Origin of the sequence: Spiroplasma chinense, assembly GCF_008086545.1 — a bacterium.
Taxonomy (GTDB): Bacteria; Bacillota_I; Bacilli_A; order Mycoplasmatales; family Mycoplasmataceae; genus Spiroplasma_A; species Spiroplasma_A chinense.
In genome coordinates, this window is the sequence record NZ_CP043026.1 from 1,030,014 (window position 1) to 1,048,401 (window position 18,388).

General features: G+C 33.9%; 14 protein-coding genes and 3 rRNA genes. 1 reads left to right on the top strand and 16 read right to left on the bottom strand.

Annotated elements, in window-relative coordinates:
* Together oppC and oppB are read right to left on the bottom strand one after the other, a co-directional pair.
* Positions 1 to 963 (bottom strand): oligopeptide ABC transporter permease OppC, encoded by a 963-nt coding sequence (gene oppC / locus SCHIN_RS04650; protein WP_166508469.1) that lies wholly within the window; start codon positions 961 to 963, stop codon positions 1 to 3.
* Between the two features lie 10 nt (positions 964 to 973).
* The gene (gene oppB, locus SCHIN_RS04655) at positions 974 to 2,200 is read right to left on the bottom strand and encodes an oligopeptide ABC transporter permease OppB (RefSeq protein WP_166508470.1); all 1,227 of its coding nucleotides are present in this window, start codon (positions 2,198 to 2,200) and stop codon (positions 974 to 976) included.
* Between the two features lie 71 nt (positions 2,201 to 2,271).
* On the opposite strand from oppB, the gene SCHIN_RS04660 reads away from it, so the two are divergent.
* Positions 2,272 to 2,751: a hypothetical protein gene (locus SCHIN_RS04660; RefSeq protein WP_166508471.1), complete on the top strand. Its 480-nt coding sequence runs from the start codon at positions 2,272 to 2,274 to the stop codon at positions 2,749 to 2,751.
* Positions 2,752 to 3,314: 563 nt separating this feature from the next.
* On the opposite strand, the gene sepF is transcribed toward SCHIN_RS04660, so the two are convergent.
* From sepF to SCHIN_RS04730, 14 genes are all read right to left on the bottom strand, one after another.
* On the bottom strand, positions 3,315 to 3,635 hold the full coding sequence (gene sepF, locus SCHIN_RS04665; RefSeq protein ID WP_166508472.1) for a cell division protein SepF: 321 nt from the start codon (positions 3,633 to 3,635) through the stop codon (positions 3,315 to 3,317).
* A gap of 6 nt (positions 3,636 to 3,641) precedes the next feature.
* Positions 3,642 to 4,895 carry a cell division protein FtsZ gene (ftsZ, locus tag SCHIN_RS04670; protein ID WP_166508473.1) on the bottom strand — a complete coding sequence of 418 codons (1,254 nt, stop codon included), beginning with the start codon at positions 4,893 to 4,895 and terminating at the stop codon, positions 3,642 to 3,644.
* A gap of 18 nt (positions 4,896 to 4,913) precedes the next feature.
* Positions 4,914 to 6,365: a cell division protein FtsA gene (locus SCHIN_RS04675; RefSeq protein WP_166508474.1), complete on the bottom strand. Its 1,452-nt coding sequence runs from the start codon at positions 6,363 to 6,365 to the stop codon at positions 4,914 to 4,916.
* Positions 6,366 to 6,368: 3 nt separating this feature from the next.
* Positions 6,369 to 7,313: a 16S rRNA (cytosine(1402)-N(4))-methyltransferase RsmH gene (rsmH, locus tag SCHIN_RS04680; protein WP_166508475.1), complete on the bottom strand. Its 945-nt coding sequence runs from the start codon at positions 7,311 to 7,313 to the stop codon at positions 6,369 to 6,371.
* The gene (gene mraZ / locus SCHIN_RS04685; protein ID WP_166508476.1) at positions 7,313 to 7,744 is read right to left on the bottom strand and encodes a division/cell wall cluster transcriptional repressor MraZ; all 432 of its coding nucleotides are present in this window, start codon (positions 7,742 to 7,744) and stop codon (positions 7,313 to 7,315) included. Before mraZ ends, rsmH begins: the two co-directional genes overlap by 1 nt.
* A 102-nt stretch (positions 7,745 to 7,846) precedes the next feature.
* Positions 7,847 to 8,158 carry a hypothetical protein gene (locus SCHIN_RS04690; RefSeq protein WP_166508477.1) on the bottom strand — a complete coding sequence of 104 codons (312 nt, stop codon included), beginning with the start codon at positions 8,156 to 8,158 and terminating at the stop codon, positions 7,847 to 7,849.
* 120 nt (positions 8,159 to 8,278) lie between these two features.
* On the bottom strand, positions 8,279 to 8,455 hold the full coding sequence (rpmF, locus tag SCHIN_RS04695) for a 50S ribosomal protein L32 (protein WP_020836573.1): 177 nt from the start codon (positions 8,453 to 8,455) through the stop codon (positions 8,279 to 8,281).
* A gap of 14 nt (positions 8,456 to 8,469) precedes the next feature.
* Positions 8,470 to 8,973, bottom strand: coding sequence for a YceD family protein (locus tag SCHIN_RS04700; protein WP_166508478.1), 504 nt, complete (start codon positions 8,971 to 8,973; stop codon positions 8,470 to 8,472).
* Positions 8,974 to 11,382, bottom strand: a complete 2,409-nt coding sequence (gene pheT, locus SCHIN_RS04705) for a phenylalanine--tRNA ligase subunit beta (protein ID WP_166508479.1) — start codon at positions 11,380 to 11,382, stop codon at positions 8,974 to 8,976.
* Positions 11,383 to 11,396: 14 nt separating this feature from the next.
* Entirely contained in the window at positions 11,397 to 12,449 is a 1,053-nt protein-coding gene (gene pheS, locus SCHIN_RS04710; RefSeq protein WP_166508480.1) for a phenylalanine--tRNA ligase subunit alpha, read from the bottom strand.
* 160 nt (positions 12,450 to 12,609) lie between these two features.
* Positions 12,610 to 13,131 (bottom strand): hypothetical protein, encoded by a 522-nt coding sequence (locus SCHIN_RS04715; protein WP_166508481.1) that lies wholly within the window; start codon positions 13,129 to 13,131, stop codon positions 12,610 to 12,612.
* Between the two features lie 98 nt (positions 13,132 to 13,229).
* A 5S ribosomal RNA gene (gene rrf / locus SCHIN_RS04720) occupies positions 13,230 to 13,335 on the bottom strand.
* A 105-nt stretch (positions 13,336 to 13,440) separates the two neighbouring features.
* Positions 13,441 to 16,349 (bottom strand): 23S ribosomal RNA (locus tag SCHIN_RS04725).
* A gap of 290 nt (positions 16,350 to 16,639) precedes the next feature.
* Positions 16,640 to 18,159: ribosomal RNA gene (locus tag SCHIN_RS04730) — 16S ribosomal RNA — on the bottom strand.
* The 16S, 23S and 5S rRNA genes sit together here, the layout of an rRNA operon.
* Positions 18,160 to 18,388 lie beyond the last annotated feature (229 nt).

The following is an 18,388-nucleotide window of genomic DNA, read 5'->3' on the forward strand; positions in this document are numbered from 1 at the left end:
CTATCTATGAGTTTTTGGGTCTAATGAGTCTGCAAATACTTTACCTGCAAGGAAGAATAATAATGAAATCCCCCCAACAAATAATACAGGAATAATTAATAAGTGTGGATACACTTCTCAATCTGATCCCAATAGCAATTCATTTAGAATTGACCCTAATGATGCTTGATCTAGTGTGTTTGTTACAAATCCGAAGTTGTAATATGCCAATAATGAGTCAATTGCAATTGCTGTTGGAATTGCAAATGTTGATGTTTGAATAACAATCGGTAAGATTTTTGGCATAATGTTTTTTCTAATAATTTTAGCTCCACTTGTTCCTAAGATTCTTGAAGCAATGTTGTATTCAGCATTTCTTACAATCATAATTTGAACCCTAATAATACCAGCTAAAGCAATTCAACTAGTAATTGAAATTGCAAATATTAATACCGGAAGTGATGCTACTCCACCAAATAAGAAGATAACAATTAATCAAAGGATTAATGAAGGAATTAAACTTAGGAATCTTGTAACCTCGATAAATACAATATCAAGTTTTGAATAGAATCCTCAAATTGCTCCAATTAAAATCCCTAATAGGATTTGGATACCTGCAACTAATAATGTAAAGATTAAAGTTGTTCTTGTTCCAATTCACATTTTAATTCATAAATCTTCTCCAAATTTTCCTAAACCAAATACATGGTCTCAACTTGGTGATGCAATATCCACTCCAGGAGTTACAACAGGTACTGGATCTTTTCCAATTCCGATTGAAAACGCCATAACAATAATTGCAATTAATAGTGATAATGAGATGATAAATGTTTTTGATTTACCAACACGAGTGAAAACAGATTTTCAATAACTATATGGTTTATTTGATATTTTTTCAGCTTCTTCAAGTTTTGTTCCGATTACAGTAAATAAAGAACTGTCAATTGAATTCATTTCTTCATTTGTATATTGTTTTTGTTCCATAAATACTCCTCTATTTTGTTAATTTAATTCTTGGGTCTAATGTTGCAAGAAGTAAATCCCCTACTAAACTTGAAAATACTCCAGCTGAAGCTGATACGAAGATGTAACCTAATACTACGAAAGTATCTTTATTTGCTACACCTTTAAGAATAAATTTACTCATACCATCAATTGATCAATGTTGTTCAACCAAGATACTTGATCCAAACAATGTTAATACAAATATTTCAGGTAAAGTTTTTACCAATCTAATTCCTGCATTTCTAAAGATATGTACATAGAAAACATATTGAGTACTTAAACCTTTTGAAAGTGCAAATTTTGTATAATCTGATGTCATTTCATCAACAACATATCTTCTTGTGTTAACAATAACCATTGGCATTACCAATAGCATAACTCCAAGGATAGGTCATACTTTTTGAACCACTGTTAGATCTGAGTAAGTTCCTCCTGATCCAAAAACATAGATTGATAATTTATATAATAGTGATATTAATACCAAAGCAGGAATTGCACTTATAATTAAGCTTGTTCCGTTAATTGCAGAGTCAACTGATTTTTCTTTATTTTTAGCAGATAAGATTCCCAATGGTACTCCAATTAAGTATGAAAGTAAAACTGAAATTCCCCCTACTTTAAATGAAACAGGGATTGAACGTTTAAATGCATCTTGCACTAAACTTAATTGTGTTCCCCCACTTGATCCATTCATAAATACCCCTAAATAGAATCATTTAGTTACAGTTTCTCCTGTAAGTTGTGCTGTATCTGGGTCAATTCCCGGATTAATAACAACTTTTTTTGGTCATAATGGTGTGATATTGCTTAAATATCTTAATACTTGAGATGTCATTGAACCTGACACTCCAAACATTCTTGTTCTATCACTAATAAGTTTTAAATATCTTTCGTCACCATAAATAATATGCGCTTTCTCTAAGTTGATATCAGAAATAAACGCTGCATCTGTTGTTACTATACGTAGCATTACATAAACAACCGCCATAGCAATGTAAAGTGTAATGAACGCATAAATTATTCTTCGTAAAGAGTAACCTAGCATTGGTGCTTTTCTCATAAATTCACCATAAGCATGACTACTTTTACTTAAATTAAATTTAAGTTTTTCAAATCTTCCTTTTTTTACAGATGAAACTTCATCGGAAAGACTTGTTTGTTCAAGCAACTCTAATAATTCGAGGTCACCACTTGAACTTTTTTGTTCAGTATTCATAATTTACTGATCCTTTCTATTTTATTTTCCTTTATGCTATAACACCTATATAATATTTGTGGGTGTTATATATGAAAAATAAAGATAAAACTAATTCTCAATTAATAAAAGACTTGAGAAAACAACAAAAGGAAGCTCACGAACAACAGGTTAGCGATAAAATTGATTCTATCACTAGAGACCCTCTTGAGACTGGCCGTCAATTTGCTGATTCAAAGAAACTACGATGATATGATTACATAAGCATCGTTGCAATTTCTGCAGCAATCATTGGTTTCAGCTTTCTAATTGGTATATTTGCATTGAATGCAATTGCCAAGACTGAGTGAGTATTGGCGTTAGCCACACTTACAACATTATTAACTTGATTAATTCTCGGTTGATTCAAGAATAAAAAGGTAGCTGAGTTCTTCAATGATTCTCGCAGAAGATACCAAACAACTCTTACAACCTGAGAAGGTCACTTGAGAAGGATCTTAAAGATAATCTTTGGTATCTGTTCGATATTGCTTGTTACTACATTAACAACTTGACTTGTGTTTTATTTGTAATAAAACACAAGTTTTTTTTAAACTCTCAAAAAAAAGAGTGTTTGATTAAAAAGAATTGGAATAGCCTACACTATTTCCAGTTACTCTAAATTCAAACACTCTCATATTATTTTTAAAAATCACATCATTAATACAATATCATTCTTAAAATGTTTATTTAAATTTTACGAATAACTAGAAATAGCCATGCGGTTTCACATATTGTACTTCGCAGTAGTGCCATTAGTTAACATATTGTCTTTAAAAAACATATTTTTAAATGACAATGTAGGAATAGCAAAAAAAGCAACTGTTTTATTAAATTTTATAGCAGATAATAAATGTGTCATTTTTTTTGTCCTCCATCGCCTAATTAGATAATACCAAAGGAGAAATTTAAATGCAAGAACACTCAAAATTATACACACATTAAAAAACCCTTATAAACACTGACTTAATTCATAACTCAAAAAGTTCAATTATTTAGAAGCATTATAAAACCTAAAAAAACCCTTTATTAAAGGGCTTTTTTATTAAATTAAAAGAATTTTATTTTTTTTAAAGTAATAAAAAAATAGGTCTTATTAACCTATTCAAAAGTAATATATACCTTTATCTATTTTTTTATAGTTTCCTTCTAAAGCATACATAGCTCCAGTTAGAAAATCTATTAGTCTTAACTTATCTTCTTTACTTATTTCATTTAAATTAACAGTAACGTTTTTAAATTTTAATAAGCAATCTACTATTGGTTTGATTTCATCATAACTAAGAGGTTTAAAATGTGTTACATGCTCCTCGTTGAATTCAATGTCAAATGCTAAATTATTATAATCTTTTGTATTTTCTTGGTAAGATGCAATTTCTTTTTGATCTTTATCTTCTTTTTTATTAAAAAGACCCATATTTTATTATCATTGCTTTCTTAAGAATGAAGGAAAATCTGCATCTTCATCATCATCAGTGTCTTCGATTTTTTGTGCTACTTGTGGTGCTACTTTTTGTTCTTTGAAATTTTCCATTCTTTGAGCTACATTGTTCATTTCATTTTCATCTTGAACGTAGCTTGGTCTTTTGTCTCTTGGACTATCTCCCATAAAACTTGTTCTTTTTTCGTATGCTGTTTCGATTTCTTCACCTTCACTTTGTGAATAGTTTTCTTGAACATTTTCTCTTGGTTGAGATTGAGAAGAACTTGAAATTTCAGGTGCTACATATTCATCATCAAATCCAGTTGCAATTACAGTTACAATTAATTCGTCATCTAAGTGTTCATTGATGGCAATACCAAAGATAATGTTTACATCTTCTCCACTTGCTTGTTGAACAATATCAACTGCATCATAAGCATCATTTAATGATACTTTTGAACCTCCAGTAACGTTGATAATTGCATCTTTAGCTCCACGAATTGAAGTTTCTAAAAGTGATGAAGTAATTGCTTTGTTAGCAGCTTCAATAGCTTTATCAGGTCCTGAACCAATTCCAATTCCAAATAGTGCGTTTCCTTTACCTTTCATTACAGTACGAACGTCTGCAAAGTCAAGGTTAATAACTGCAGGAACAGCAATTAGATCTGTAATTGTTTGAACACCTTGTTTTAAGATGTTATCAGCTTCTCTAAATGAATCTTGAACAGGAATTCCTCCAATGATTTCAAGTAATCTATCATTTGAAATAATAATAATTGAGTCAACATATTTTCTCAATTCACTAATCCCTTGAACAGCATATGAATTTCTCATTCTTCCTTCAAATCTAAATGGTTTTGTAACAATAGCAATAACTAATGCTCCTGTTTCCATAGCCATTCTTGCAATTTCAGGTGCAGCACCAGTTCCAGTACCTCCACCCATTCCAGCAGCTACAAAGATTAAATCTGCACCTTTTAATGCCTCTTTAATATCTGCTTCTGATTCGTTTGCAGCTTTTTTTCCTATTTCAGGGTTTGCTCCTGCTCCAAGACCTTTTGAAATTTCTTTTCCTAAAATAATTTTTGATGATGCAGCACTTGCGGCTAAAACTTGAGCATCAGTGTTTGCTACAATAAATTCAACACCTTGCACATTTTCTTCAACCATTCGGTTAACAGCGTTACATCCACCACCACCAACACCAATAACTTTAATATTGGCAGCTTGATTAAAATCTAAATTTAAAGACATAATGATTCTCCTTTTTACTTATCTATTTCGTTGCGTTCTTATAATACCATTTTGATTTAACATTTGGTTATCGTTTTGAAATTTTTGAACATTTCCTTGCGGCATGTTCATATTTACAGGAACCATTTGCACGTTATTTGGTATATGATTTGGTACAAATTGTCTTTGCCCCATTTGTTGAGGAGGTAAGTTGTTTGGTACCATCCCTCTGTTTTGAACATTATTAGTTTTATTATAGTTTATTGGTCTGCCATTTACCACATTATTTTTTTGCTTTTCGTCTTTTTGAATTGTTATTGTACTTGTTTTCAAAACACTACTTGCTTTGTTTTGTTGGTGAGCAGTTACCATAGAACCACAAATTGCTGTGGTTCAAATTTCATTTGCACCTTTTACCATTGAATAATAGATAAGTGATTGTCTACTATACCTACTTTTTTTGATCAATTCTTTAAAACCAGCAATTTCAGTGATTTTTCCTGAATGATATATATTACATAACGCAATGTTATTTTGTAATTCTTTACCAATTTCATTGTCAACTTTTGCTATCAATTTAACTATTTCTTCTTCTATCATTTTTTTAATTTGTAAGAAGTTTAATTCAAATGTTTTTCTCTCTCTTGCGATGTATTTTCTATATATTGGAACTTGATCAATAGCGTCTGTTGAAAAGTTTATTAATTTTAATAGATACTTTTCTGCAGTATCATATTTTGCATCCAATCTAACAGCTAATGAATTAACTAAATCTTTTACCCCATAAGGTAAAGTGATTTTTTTCATTAAAGTCTCTCTTGAAAAGAAACCAATATCGATTTTTTCATTATCTCAGTTAGTTAATGCAAAAATTCTTTTAAATTCTTTTTCTGTTAAACATTGTCTTGCAAGACTGTAGTTTTGAATATTGTAAAGATGTAATTCTTTTTCTGCTTTTTTAACTACTTCTTTATGACTGCTAAACACTTTTTTATCTATTAAGTAAACATAAGATTCCATTTCAATAAATCTTGCTTTTATTCCAATTAGTAAATTACTTTTCTCTTGAACTCCATCTAGCTTAAAGCAAGATGGTCTTAATACAACAACTTCTTGTTTGATGTTTTTACATTTTTCTTTAGCATCTCTATACAGTGCGTTTCTATCATCATTTGTCACAATATAATTGTTTCTATCTGTGAACACTGTTGAATAGACTCTTTTGATTGTAAGGGTATTTGTAGGGAAAACTACAGATACTCTTACAATTTTTTCATCAAATGAAGTTTCAAATGCTGTTATCATTTTTTTTAGATGACGTGCAACAGCACTTGTATCTAAAACCTCATCATTATCAGTAAGTCAGTGACCTTTTTTACGGTCTTTAAAAATAACTCTAAGCCCTAGAGTTCCAGTTCTAAATTTTCCGACAAGAAAACGGATTTCAGTTTTAGTGATTTCTACAGTTGCATAAATTTCTGGAAAATTCATTTTCTAACCCACCTTTTTGATCGCTCATAATTTTGCACTATGAGAACGTCTGTTGTACTCCAATTCTTCTTCACTTGGAAGTACTGGTTTTTTTATAACAAGTTCAAACTCTTTTTTTGTTTCTAAACCTGCAATTGGAAGTTTAGATAAAAATTTATCTTGTTCATTTGTTGTTTTAGCCTTAAAAAGATCTTTAATTATTTTTTCTTCATGTGATTGAAATGTAATTACAACAAGATGCCCGTCTTTTTGTAATAATTCCAAAGACTGAATTAAAGATTTTTTTAAAACTTCAAGTTCGTTATTTACATATACTCTTAAAGCTTGAAACACTTTCTTTGCAGGGTGTTTCTTTTGTTTTAAGACTTTTTGAGGTAATGATTTTTTTATAATATCTACTAATTCAAAAGTTGAGTCAATTTCTTTGACTTCTCTTGCTTTAATAATATTTTTTGCAATTGCAAATGAGAATTTTTCATCTCCATATTTAAAGAAAATATTTGCCAATTGCTTTTCATCATAATTGTTAACAATTTTTTTAGCAGTTAAAGTATTGTTGTTAACATCCATTCTCATGTCCAAGGTTGCATCAAAACGATAACTAAAACCTCTAGAACCTTCATCAAACTGTGGTGATGAAACCCCTAGATCATATAATATTCCGTCAACCTTTTTTACACCTTGAATAGCTAACATTGCTTTAATGTCTGCAAAATTGCCCTCTAAGATAGTAAAATTACTTGAAACTTCATTTAGTTTCTTTTCACTTTCTTTGATTGCTTCCAAGTCTTGATCAATTGCATATAAATGCCCTTTATCAAGTTTTTTTAAAATTTCAACACTATGTCCTGCACGCCCTAATGTGCAATCCACATAAATCCCTTCGCTTTTAATGTTCAATAGCCCTATCGATTCATTAAGTAAAACTGAAATATGTTTTTGTGTCATTAATTTGCTCCGCCCAATTTTTCTGCAGCTGCATATACTTCTGCCTCATTAGTATTGGCAAGTTTTTCTTCATATGTAGCCTTGTCTCAAATTTCAATTCTATCTCCTAGCCCTAGGATATAAACTTGTTTTGAAACTCCGATTTTATCTAATAAGTTTGTGGGTATTTTAATTCTTCCTGCACTATCAATGTTTATTTCATCAGAATTAGACAAGATTAAACGTTGAATAGTACGTGTTGATTCGTTAAAACTACTTTTTTGCCCTAATTCAGAAAGTAATTCTTCAAAAGCAGCTGGAGTTCTAAGTTCCAAGCAGTTTTCAATACCTTTTGAAACAAAAATATTGTCTCCCAATTTATTTCTTAATTTAGAAGGGACTGTAAGTCTTTGTTTATCATCTAAATTATGTTCAAATGTCCCAAGTAACATACAATGTCCCCCACTTTCTCCCACACAAATACAATTATATACCACTTTTAAACATTTTCAATACTTTTTCACCAATTTCTCCCACCAAAGAAAAAAGTCATTCTAATGAATGACTTTTTTTGATAGTTTTGCAACTATTTCAAGATAACTTTTTTGTTCAACTTTTCTTAAGTAATCAAAAATATCATTTTTATATGTTTTTTTGATCTTATTCATGAAATTAGTATAGTGATAATAGATTGAATTTGTTACATTCAATCCAGTAATCGGGTCTAATTTATCAATTAATTGTTCTAGATTTTCTATACCTTCATCGATTATGTCGACATTAATTTTGTTATCCACCAAAGCAAGGCAAATTGATGATTTTACTGCCTCATCTGATATTTCTTTAAAAAAGTTTGTTGATTTCATTTTTTTCTCTCCATTCCTCTACACTATTACTATCGTCATGGTTTTGAAAAAAATGTACACTTTTTTTAAAGAAATTTAAAAAAAGTACAAAAAAAAGCAACATGTTGTTGCTTTTTGAAATTAATCAACTTTTTTAACTTCTTTGTTTTTGTAGTAACCACACTCACGGCAAACTCTGTGTGGTTTTATCATACTACCACAGTTTGGACATGAGATAATAGCTGAGCTTACTAAAGCCAAGTGACTTCTTCTCTTGTTCTTAGCAGCTTTACTGGTTTTTCTAAATGGTACAGCCATATTTACACCTCCGGTTATTCTTTTTCGAAATTAAATTCCTTTAATTTGTCCCATCTCGGGTCAACTTTATTTTGTTCTTCTTGTTGGTATTCATCTTCAGACAATAGTTTAAAATCTTTACCGACAAATGAAATTTTACCATAATTAATTGTGAAATTTATAGGAATATTTAAAACAATTTGTTCAATTGCGTATTCTTTTATGTTGAATTCTTCTCCTAAAACAACGTTATGTTGATCATCTTCGAATGCTTCAAAGAAGTATTCGTCGTCTCATTCAACATTAAAGTCATCTAATTCCACAATGTTTCCATCTCTTGCATCAATTGCTTTAATTGAACAAGAAATATTTGCATTTACTGAGATACTTTTTATATTTTCTTGATAAGTAATTGAACCTTCGACAAATAAATTGTCTACTTTTTGTATTAAATCATGATTATATTGATAATCTTGTTCAACATCATATTTTTCAGAAAAAACAATGTGTTTTTTTATTTCTATATCTTTTTTAAACATCTATTTAATCTCGATATTTAGTTTTTTGATATTTCCAAGTAAAGCATCTCACTCTTTAGAAACATCTTCATCTTTTAATTGTTTTTCTGCTGAATTAAATTCAAATCCAATACTTACAGCTTTTAAGTTTTTGCTTTGTAAAGCTTTATCTTGGTAAATATCTACCAATTTTATATCAACAATGTAATTAATACCCTCTTTAATTTGTTTTAGAACTTCATTATATTGTTTTTCTTCACCCAAAAGAATCGTTACATCTCTTGAAGTTTTTTGATATTTAGAAAGTTCTTTTACAGCAACTGAGTGATTAAATACTTCATTTATTTTTGTAATGTTTAGTTCAAATGCAAAAGTTGAATCTAATTTATTAGATTGTTCGAAACGAGGATTTAATTTGAAAATAAATCCAAGCAATTCACCTTTATATAAGATTTTTGCATTTATATGTGGGTGAATTTCATCAATTGTATTTTGCATTTGTTCAAATTTAAGTTCATCAAAATCTAATTGATAGTGACCTAAAATACTATCTAAAATACCTTTAACGTACTCATAACTTGCTTTAACATTAACATCAAATGCTTTATCTTGTAACATTTCACCACTAATTACAACTGATAAGTGATTTTCTCTTAAGTTTTTTGCATTATAAACATCTGCAAACTCATATAATTTAACGTTTTTATTACCTTTAGAGTAATTAAAACCAGCTATTTCAATAGCACTCAAAACTGTTGAAAGTCTATAAACTTCTCTCAATTTACTTAGTGGTGACATTAATTTAATTGGTTCTTTAATATCAAATAAGTTTCATTTTTCAACATTTTCACCGTTTTGTAGAGAATAAGTTTTAATGTTATTAAATCCTTGTCCAATCAAGTAATTTTCAACTTGACCTTTAATTTTATTGTTTAATTGTTTTTCTTTTGCATTTGCAGTTAAAACAACTGGTTGAGATTTTATGTTGTCATAACCATATAATCTTGCAATTTCTTCTACAATATGAGCTTCGTGAGAAATATCTGTTCTATTTTGGTCAATTGTAAATGTAAATTGACCATCTTTTTCTTCAACAACAAAATCTAAAGTTCTGAATAATGAAGTTATGTCTTTAACAGTTAAGTTAATTCCAATGATTTCATTTATTCTTTCAAGACTAACAATTACTTTGTTTTCTTTAGCACTTGATTCTTTTTGAATTTCTAACTCACTACTTGCCCCATATAAGCTATATTGATCAAATCAATAAATAGTTCTTTGACTTGCAAGATTGTAAAGTTTATCACTAATTGGTTTCATTCATCTTTGTAAGAACACACCACTAGTATTGTGAGCTTTTTGTTGTTTTCTCATCAATATTGGGTCTAATGATAAGTAAATTGCCAAAACATTTTTACTATCTTTTGTTGGTAAAAATTCATGATTATAATCAACTCCAAGAGTTGAAATTACTTCATTTTCACACATAATTTGTAAATTTGTTTCAAATTTGTCATTTGAGTTATTTTTTATTTCTAACTGAGATTTTAATTTACTTGGATCTAAGAAAATAACTGGTTGACCTGTTTCAAGCGCAATAATATTTGCAAGATCTAATCAAAAGTTATCAGTTGTTTTAACATCATTAAATTTCAATCAAATATCTTGGTTTGCAAAAATATTTAAATCTCATTCATCAATTGAATGTATTTCTTTAATGTCAAACATTTGCATAGCTATTGAATTAATTTTTTTATCAATTTCTGCACTGTTTTTAAAAGAAACAGGTACATTATTAGAACTTTTTTTAGGTTCTAATTGTTTAGAAATATCATTAATCTCTTTTTCAAAGTAATTTGCAACTTCTTTTAGCAATTGCATCGCACCCAACGCATCACTTCTATTGATTGTTAAATCAACCTCTCAAGTAGAGTCGTTAAATCCAATTAAATCCAATACATCAGTTTGTCCGATATGTGAATATTCTTCATCTTTTAAGTGAATTGAATAAATACCATCTTTTTCACTATCACTCAAAGCACTTTCACTTAATCCAATTTCTGTTAAAGCACAAATCATTCCTTCAGACATTTTTCCCTTAATTTCTCTTTTATCAAGTGTCAGTCCATTAGCAATAGTTTTTCCAGGTTCTGCAACAATTACATATTGACCTTCTTTTACATTGTTTGCACCACAAACAATTGGAGTAACTAAATCTTCTCCTAAATCTACAAAACAAAAGTTTAGGTGAGTTCCTTCCATTGGTGCTACATTTCCTACATGGGCTAATTTTAATTTGTCATTTAAACCTTTATAAGTTTTATAGGCATCTACTTCAAACCCAAGAGAGTTAAAAGCTTCTGTTATTTTTTCATCTTTAATTCCAGTTAGATCAATAAAGTTTTCTAACCATTTTCTTGTAATAATCATCTTTTAACCTCCCCTTAGTTTCCAAAGAACTTAAACTGATTTAAGAACTTGATATCATTTTCATAAAAGTCTCTAATATTTTTAATTCCATATTTTAGCATAGCTACACGTTCTACACCAATTCCAAAAGCAAGTCCTCCAACCTCTTTTGGATCTAAGCCATTAAGTTCGATAACTTCTGGTGCAATTAATCCTGAACCTAAAATTTCAATTCAACCTGTAAATTTACAAATTTTACATCCTTTTCCTTGGCAAGTTATACAAGTGATATCCACCTCTACTGAAGGTTCGGTAAAAGGAAAGTAACTTGGTCTCATTCTGATTTCTGTGTTTTCTGAAAACAATCTCTTACACATGTATTCTAAGATTCATTTTAGATTTGCAAAGCTTATTTTTTTACCAACAGCAAATCCATCTATTTGCATAAATTGATGAGAGTGAGTTGCATCATCATCATCACGTCTATAAACATTACCAAAACTGATTGCTGCTAAGTTTTTTTCTTTAGCACCCAATTTTGATAGATCAGTAAGCATTCTAGCTGTCATATTAGTACAGTGAGTTCTTAAAACAGTGTTATTGTCAATATAGAAAGTATCTTGCATATCTCTTGCCGGGTGACCTATTGGTAGGTTAAGTTTTTGGAAACAAAAATCATCAGTTTCATACTCAGTACCTGCTACCATATCAAAACCAAGTTCTGTAAAGATATCTGAAATTTCTTCAATCACAAGGTTTAGAGGGTGTTTAGAACCCATTTTAAGATTTAAACCTGGCATACTTAAATCAACTTTTTCATTTTCAAGTTGTTTTTTTAACTCTTCATGTTTAAATTTTTCATTTAATGAATTAATATGTCCAAAAATATGAGTTTTTACCTCATTCGCTTTAACTCCCACAGCTTTTTTTTCTTCAACTGCAGCACTTTTCATTGATTTTAGCACTTCATTTAACGGAGATTCTTTACCTGCATAAACTTTTTTAACTTCTTCAAGTTCAGTTGGGTTTTTAACAGATTTAATTTTCTCGTTAAAATTTTTTAAGATATTTTCCAATTGTTTTAACATGTTTATTTTCCTCTTCTATAAATATTTAAAGCATTTTTATTATACTAAATTATTACTAAAATATAAGTATAAAGTTAAATACAATGTTTTTCTCTACCTAAAATCAAAAATGAACTTCTTTTCAACCAAATTTCTCAAAAAACTCTTGGTTCTATCATAGTTACTTTTCTTGCTTTAATTCGTTTATTATCTGAGAATATTTTTCATCATTTTTATTTAGGGAGTTTAAGGTTATTAAAGTTTGTTTTATTAAAGTTTTATTCAATTTATTTAACTTAAGTTCATAATAATCATCAATATCAATAAACTGTTCTTTGTATTTAATTTCACTATGTAAATGACTGTATAAAACATATTCAACAAATACAGTATTTATAAAATCTCGTATGTTTGTGTAGAACTTTAAAAGAAAATCATTAACAATATTGGGATTTTCAATCGTTTTTAGATCTATCAAATTAAAATATTTATTAAAAAATTGTCTTAAAACCTCTATTTTATCTTGAATATCATTTTCTTGGGTTTTATTAAATTGAGTTTTTAAATTAAATTCCAAATATGTAAAAACATCATTTACATTCACTATTTCTGGAAATCCTGTAAATTGTCATTTGAAAGTTAATTGCTCAACTTTGCTGATATTTAAAGTTTTTGTATATTTTTCATTAAATTTTTTAAGCATACTCGAACCTCCATCGGTTATTTATAAGAAAATCTTATCATTTCAAATAGCTAAAAAAGCACAAAAAAACAACTCTTTCGAGTTGTAGTTTGACTTTGAACTGGCGGTGTCCTATTTTTGCATTATACTATCGTCGGCGCAGCTGACCTTGACTTCTGTGTTCGGCATGGGAACAGGTATTACTCCAGCGCTATGGCCACCAGATCTTAAGTTTTTTTTGAGAGTTGGTTACAAGTAACCGAATCAACCTCTCAAAACTGAATATTTGATTTTAAAATGTGTCTACAACAATATTCTTAGGATCTCTCTTTAGAAAGACGCTCGATCTATTAGTATTGGTAAGCTGAACACGTCACCGTGCTTACACACCCAACCTATCAACCATGTGGTCTACATGGGATCTTACTTCCGAAGAATGGGAAAACTCATCTTGAAGGAGGCTTCTCGCTTAGATGCCTTCAGCGATTATCCTTTCCGCACATAGCTACCCTGCTGTGCCACTGGCGTGACAACAGGAGCACCAGGGGTGCGTCCATTCCGGTCCTCTCGTACTAGGAACAGCTCTTCTCAATTTTCCTACGCCCACAACAGATAGGGACCAAACTGTCTCACGACGTTCTGAACCCAGCTCGCGTACCGCTTTAATGGGCGAACAGCCCAACCCTTGGAACCGACTACAGCTCCAGGATGCGATGAGCCGACATCGAGGTGCCAAACCTCCCCGTCGATGTGAACTCTTGGGGGAGATCAGCCTGTTATCCCCGGGGTAACTTTTATCCGTTGAGCGACGGCCCTTCCACACGGGACCGCCGGATCACTAAGTCCTGCTTTCGCATCTGTTCGACTTGTAAGTCTCGCAGTTAAGCACCCTTATACCTTTGCGCTCTTCGTACGATTTCCAACCGTACTGAGGGTACCTTTGAGCGCCTCCGTTACATTTTAGGAGGCGACCGCCCCAGTCAAACTACCCACCAAACACTGTCCCTGGCCCGGATAACGGGTCTAGGTTAGAACTTCAATGTAACAAGGGTGGTATTCCAAGGATGACTCCACAACCACTGGCGTGATTGCTTCAAAGTCTCCCACCTATCCTCTACATGTTACACCAAAATTCAATATTAAGTTATAGTAAAGCTCCACGGGGTCTTTCCGTCTAGTTGCGGGTAACCAGCATCTTCACTGGTACTAAAATTTCACCGAGTCTACAGCCGAGACAGCGAAGGGATCATTACGCCTTTCGTGCGGGTCAGAACTTACCTGACAAGGAATTTCGCTACCTTAGGACCGTTATAGTTACGGCCGCCGTTCACCGGGGCTTCAATTCAATGCTTCACCGAAGCTAACATCTCCTCTTAACCTTCCGGCACTGGGCAGGCGTCACCCTGTATACTTCGTCTTGCGACTTTGCACAGAGCTGTGTTTTTGCTAAACAGTTGCCCCTCCCTCTTCACTGCGGCTCACCATAAGTGAGCACCCCTTCTTGCGAACGTACGGGGTTATTTTGCAGAGTTCCTTAGCTATAGTTATCTCGCTTGCCTTAGGATTCTCTCCTTGACCACGTGTGTTCGTTCTAGGTACAGGCACCTAATAAATTAACGCTAGAAGCTTTTCTTGGAAGCGTGGAGTCATGTACTTCGTTACTAGCCTAAGCGTTCACTCCCCATAACGCTTCAGAGTTAAAGTATGCGGATTTGCCAACATACACTCCTTTGCGCTTAGACCGGCATATCCAGCAGCCGGCTTACACTATCCTTCTCCGTCACTCCATCACTTTATTAGGTGGTACAGGAATATCAACCTGTTGTCCATCGACTACGCCTTTCGGCCTCGCCTTAGGTCCTGACTAACCCTGGGTGGACGAACCTTGCCCAGGAAACCTTGGTCAAACGGCATGGAGGATTCTCACCTCCAAACGTTACTCATGCCGGCATAATCTCTTCTAAGCGCTCCACCAGTCCTCACAGTCTGACTTCATCGCACTTAGAACGCTCCCCTACCACTCACATTGCTGTGAATCCTAAACTTCGGTAATATGTTTAAGCCCCGGTACATTTTCGGCGCAAAGGCACTCGACTAGTGAGCTGTTACGCACTCTTTAAATGATGGCTGCTTCTGAGCCAACATCCTAGCTGTCTGTGCACCTTCACATCCTTACACACTTAACATATATTTAGGGACCTTAGTTGTAGATCTGGGCTGTTTCCCTCACGAGCATGGACCTTATCACCCATGTTCTGACTGCCGAGTATGAAATTATGGCATTCGTAGTTTAATTGTAATCAGTACCCCTAGGTGGGGCCATCATACATTCAGAGCTCTACCTCCATAATCCTAAACCTCGACGCTAGCCTTAAAGCTATATCGGGGAGAACTAGCTATCTCCAGGTTCGATTGGAATTTCACCCCTAGCCACAAGTCATCCGCGGTCTTTTCAACGAACGTCGGTTCGGTCCTCCATTAGGTTTTACCCTAACTTCAACCTGCTCATGGCTAGATCACCTGGTTTCGTGTCTACGACATCATACTAAACGCCCTATTAAGGCTCGCTTTCACTACGGCTCCGCGTATTCCGCTTAACCTTGCATGATATCGTAACTCGCCGGCTCTTTCTACAAAAAGCACGCCATCACCCATTAACGGGCTCTGACTTCTTGTAAGCATATGGTTTCAGGAACTATTTCACTCCCCTCTCGGGGTACTTTTCACCTTTCCCTCACGGTACTGGTTCACTATCGGTAAAATGGTAGTATTTAGGCTTACCCAGTGGTCTGGGTAGATTCCGACAGGGTTTCACGTGCCCCGCCGTACTCAGGATACTCACTCGAGTCTAGTGCATTTCGCATACGGGGGTATCACCCTCTACGCCGCTGCTTCCCAACAGCTTCTGCTATACACTAGATTTGTAACTCTAACATGAGTCCTACAACCCCGGCCCGTAGACCGGTTTGGCCTGTTCCGCTTTCGCTCGCCGCTACTCACAGAATCACATTCGTTTTCTTTTCCTCTGGGTACTAAGATGTTTCAGTTCCCCAGGTTCCCATCGCATAACCTATGTATTCAGTTATGGACGCTATGAGATTAATCATAGCAGGTTTCCCCATTCGGACATTTCCGGATCATAGCTTACTTCCAGCTCCCCGAAACTTTTCGCAGGTAGTCACGTCCTTCGTCGGCTCCATTTTCCAAGGCATTCACCATATGCCCTTACTATACTTTCTTAAAAAGAAATCCTATTGTTATAGATAATCTATAAAAAATTAATGAAATTTTAGTTTTTCTTAGTAATTTTTAAGTTACTACTACGTTTAAATATAAATTTATGAAACGTAAGAAAAATAAAATTAATTTTTTCTCATCAAATATTCAGTTTTCAAAGATCGATTTTTCAAAAATTGCTGCGCCTAAATGGCGCTAAAACAATCTTTGAAAACTAGATAGAACCAGAATATAATCAAAAGCTGTTTTATCGATTCGCTCAGCTTTCTCTAATCTACAGTTTACTCCATAGAAAGGAGGTGATCCATCCGCACGTTCCCGTACGGATACCTTGTTACGACTTCACCCTAATCGCTAATCCTACCTTGGTACGCTCTCTCCTTACGGTTAAGATACGTGCTTCTGGTATTACCAACTCTCATGGTGTGACGGGCGGTGTGTACAAGACCCGAGAACGTATTCACCGCGACATTGCTGATTCGCGATTACTAGTGATTCCGGCTTCATGAAGTCGAGTTGCAGACTTCAATCCGAACTGAGACCGACTTTTTGAGATTAGCTCCCCCTCGCGGGATTGCGACTCTTTGTATCGGCCATTGTAGCACGTGTGTAGCCCAGGACATAAGGGGCATGATGATTTGACGTCATCCCCACCTTCCTCTAGCTTACACTAGCAGTCTCATTAGAGTCCTCAACTGAATGTTAGTAACTAATGATAGGGGTTGCGCTCGTTGCGGGACTTAACCCAACACCTCACGGCACGAGCTGACGACAACCATGCACCACCTGTCTCAATGTTAGCCTCCACTACATCTCTGTAGCTTTGCACTGGATGTCAAGCCCTGGTAAGGTTCTTCGCGTTGCTTCGAATTAAACCACATGCTCCACCACTTGTGCGGGTCCCCGTCAATTCCTTTGAGTTTCACTCTTGCGAGCATACTACTCAGGCGGAGTACTTAATGCGTTAGCTGCAGCACCGACTAATGCCGACACTTAGTACTCAACGTTTACGGCGTGGACTACTAGGGTATCTAATCCTATTTGCTCCCCACGCTTTCGTGCCTCAGCGTCAATAACAGGCCAGTAGACCGCCTACGCCACTGGTGTTCCTCCATATATCTACGCATTTCACCGCTACACATGGAATTCCATCTACCTCTCCTGCATTCTAGTCTGCCAGTTTTCAAGGCGAACCGGAGTTGAGCTCCGGGCTTTAACCTCAAACTTAACAAACCGCCTACGCACCCTATACGCCCAATAAATCCGGATAACGCTTGCCACCTATGTATTACCGCGGCTGCTGGCACATAGTTAGCCGTGGCTTTCTGATAAGGTACCGTCAAACTAAAAGCATTTCCTCTTCTAGCATTTCTTCCCTTATAACAGAGCTTTACAATCCGAAGACCGTCATCACTCACGCGGCATTGCTTCATCAGGCTTTCGCCCATTGTGAAAAATTCCCTACTGCTGCCTCCCGTAGGAGTCTGGGCCGTATCTCAGTCCCAATGTGGCCGATCAACCTCTCAGTTCGGCTACGTATCATCGCCTAGGTGAGCAGTTACCTCACCTACTAGCTAATACGCCGCATCCTCATCTTCTAGCGACCCAAACGGGCCTTTTAACTTCTTCTGATGCCATAATGAAGTCGTATGCGGTATTAGCAGTCGTTTCCAACTGTTATCCCCCACTAAAAGGTAGATTAGATACGTGTTACTCACCCGTTCGCCACTGGGTGCAAGCACCCCGTTCGACTTGCATGTATTAGGCATGCCGCCAGCGTTCATCCTGAGCCAGGATCAAACTCTCATTAAAAATTTATAATGCGAATATTTTGATTCTTGACTATATCTGTTTTATTGTTATATTTTACTCAAAAAATTGAACTTGTATTTATTGTACAAATTTAATTGGTTGTTGTTGTTCTATCTAGTTTTCAAAGATCGTTGTTTGCCGCATTAGCGACAAGAATAAATATATCTTATTTCCAACATAATTTCAACATATTTTAGAAATATTTTGAAAATAATTTAATTTATTTTTT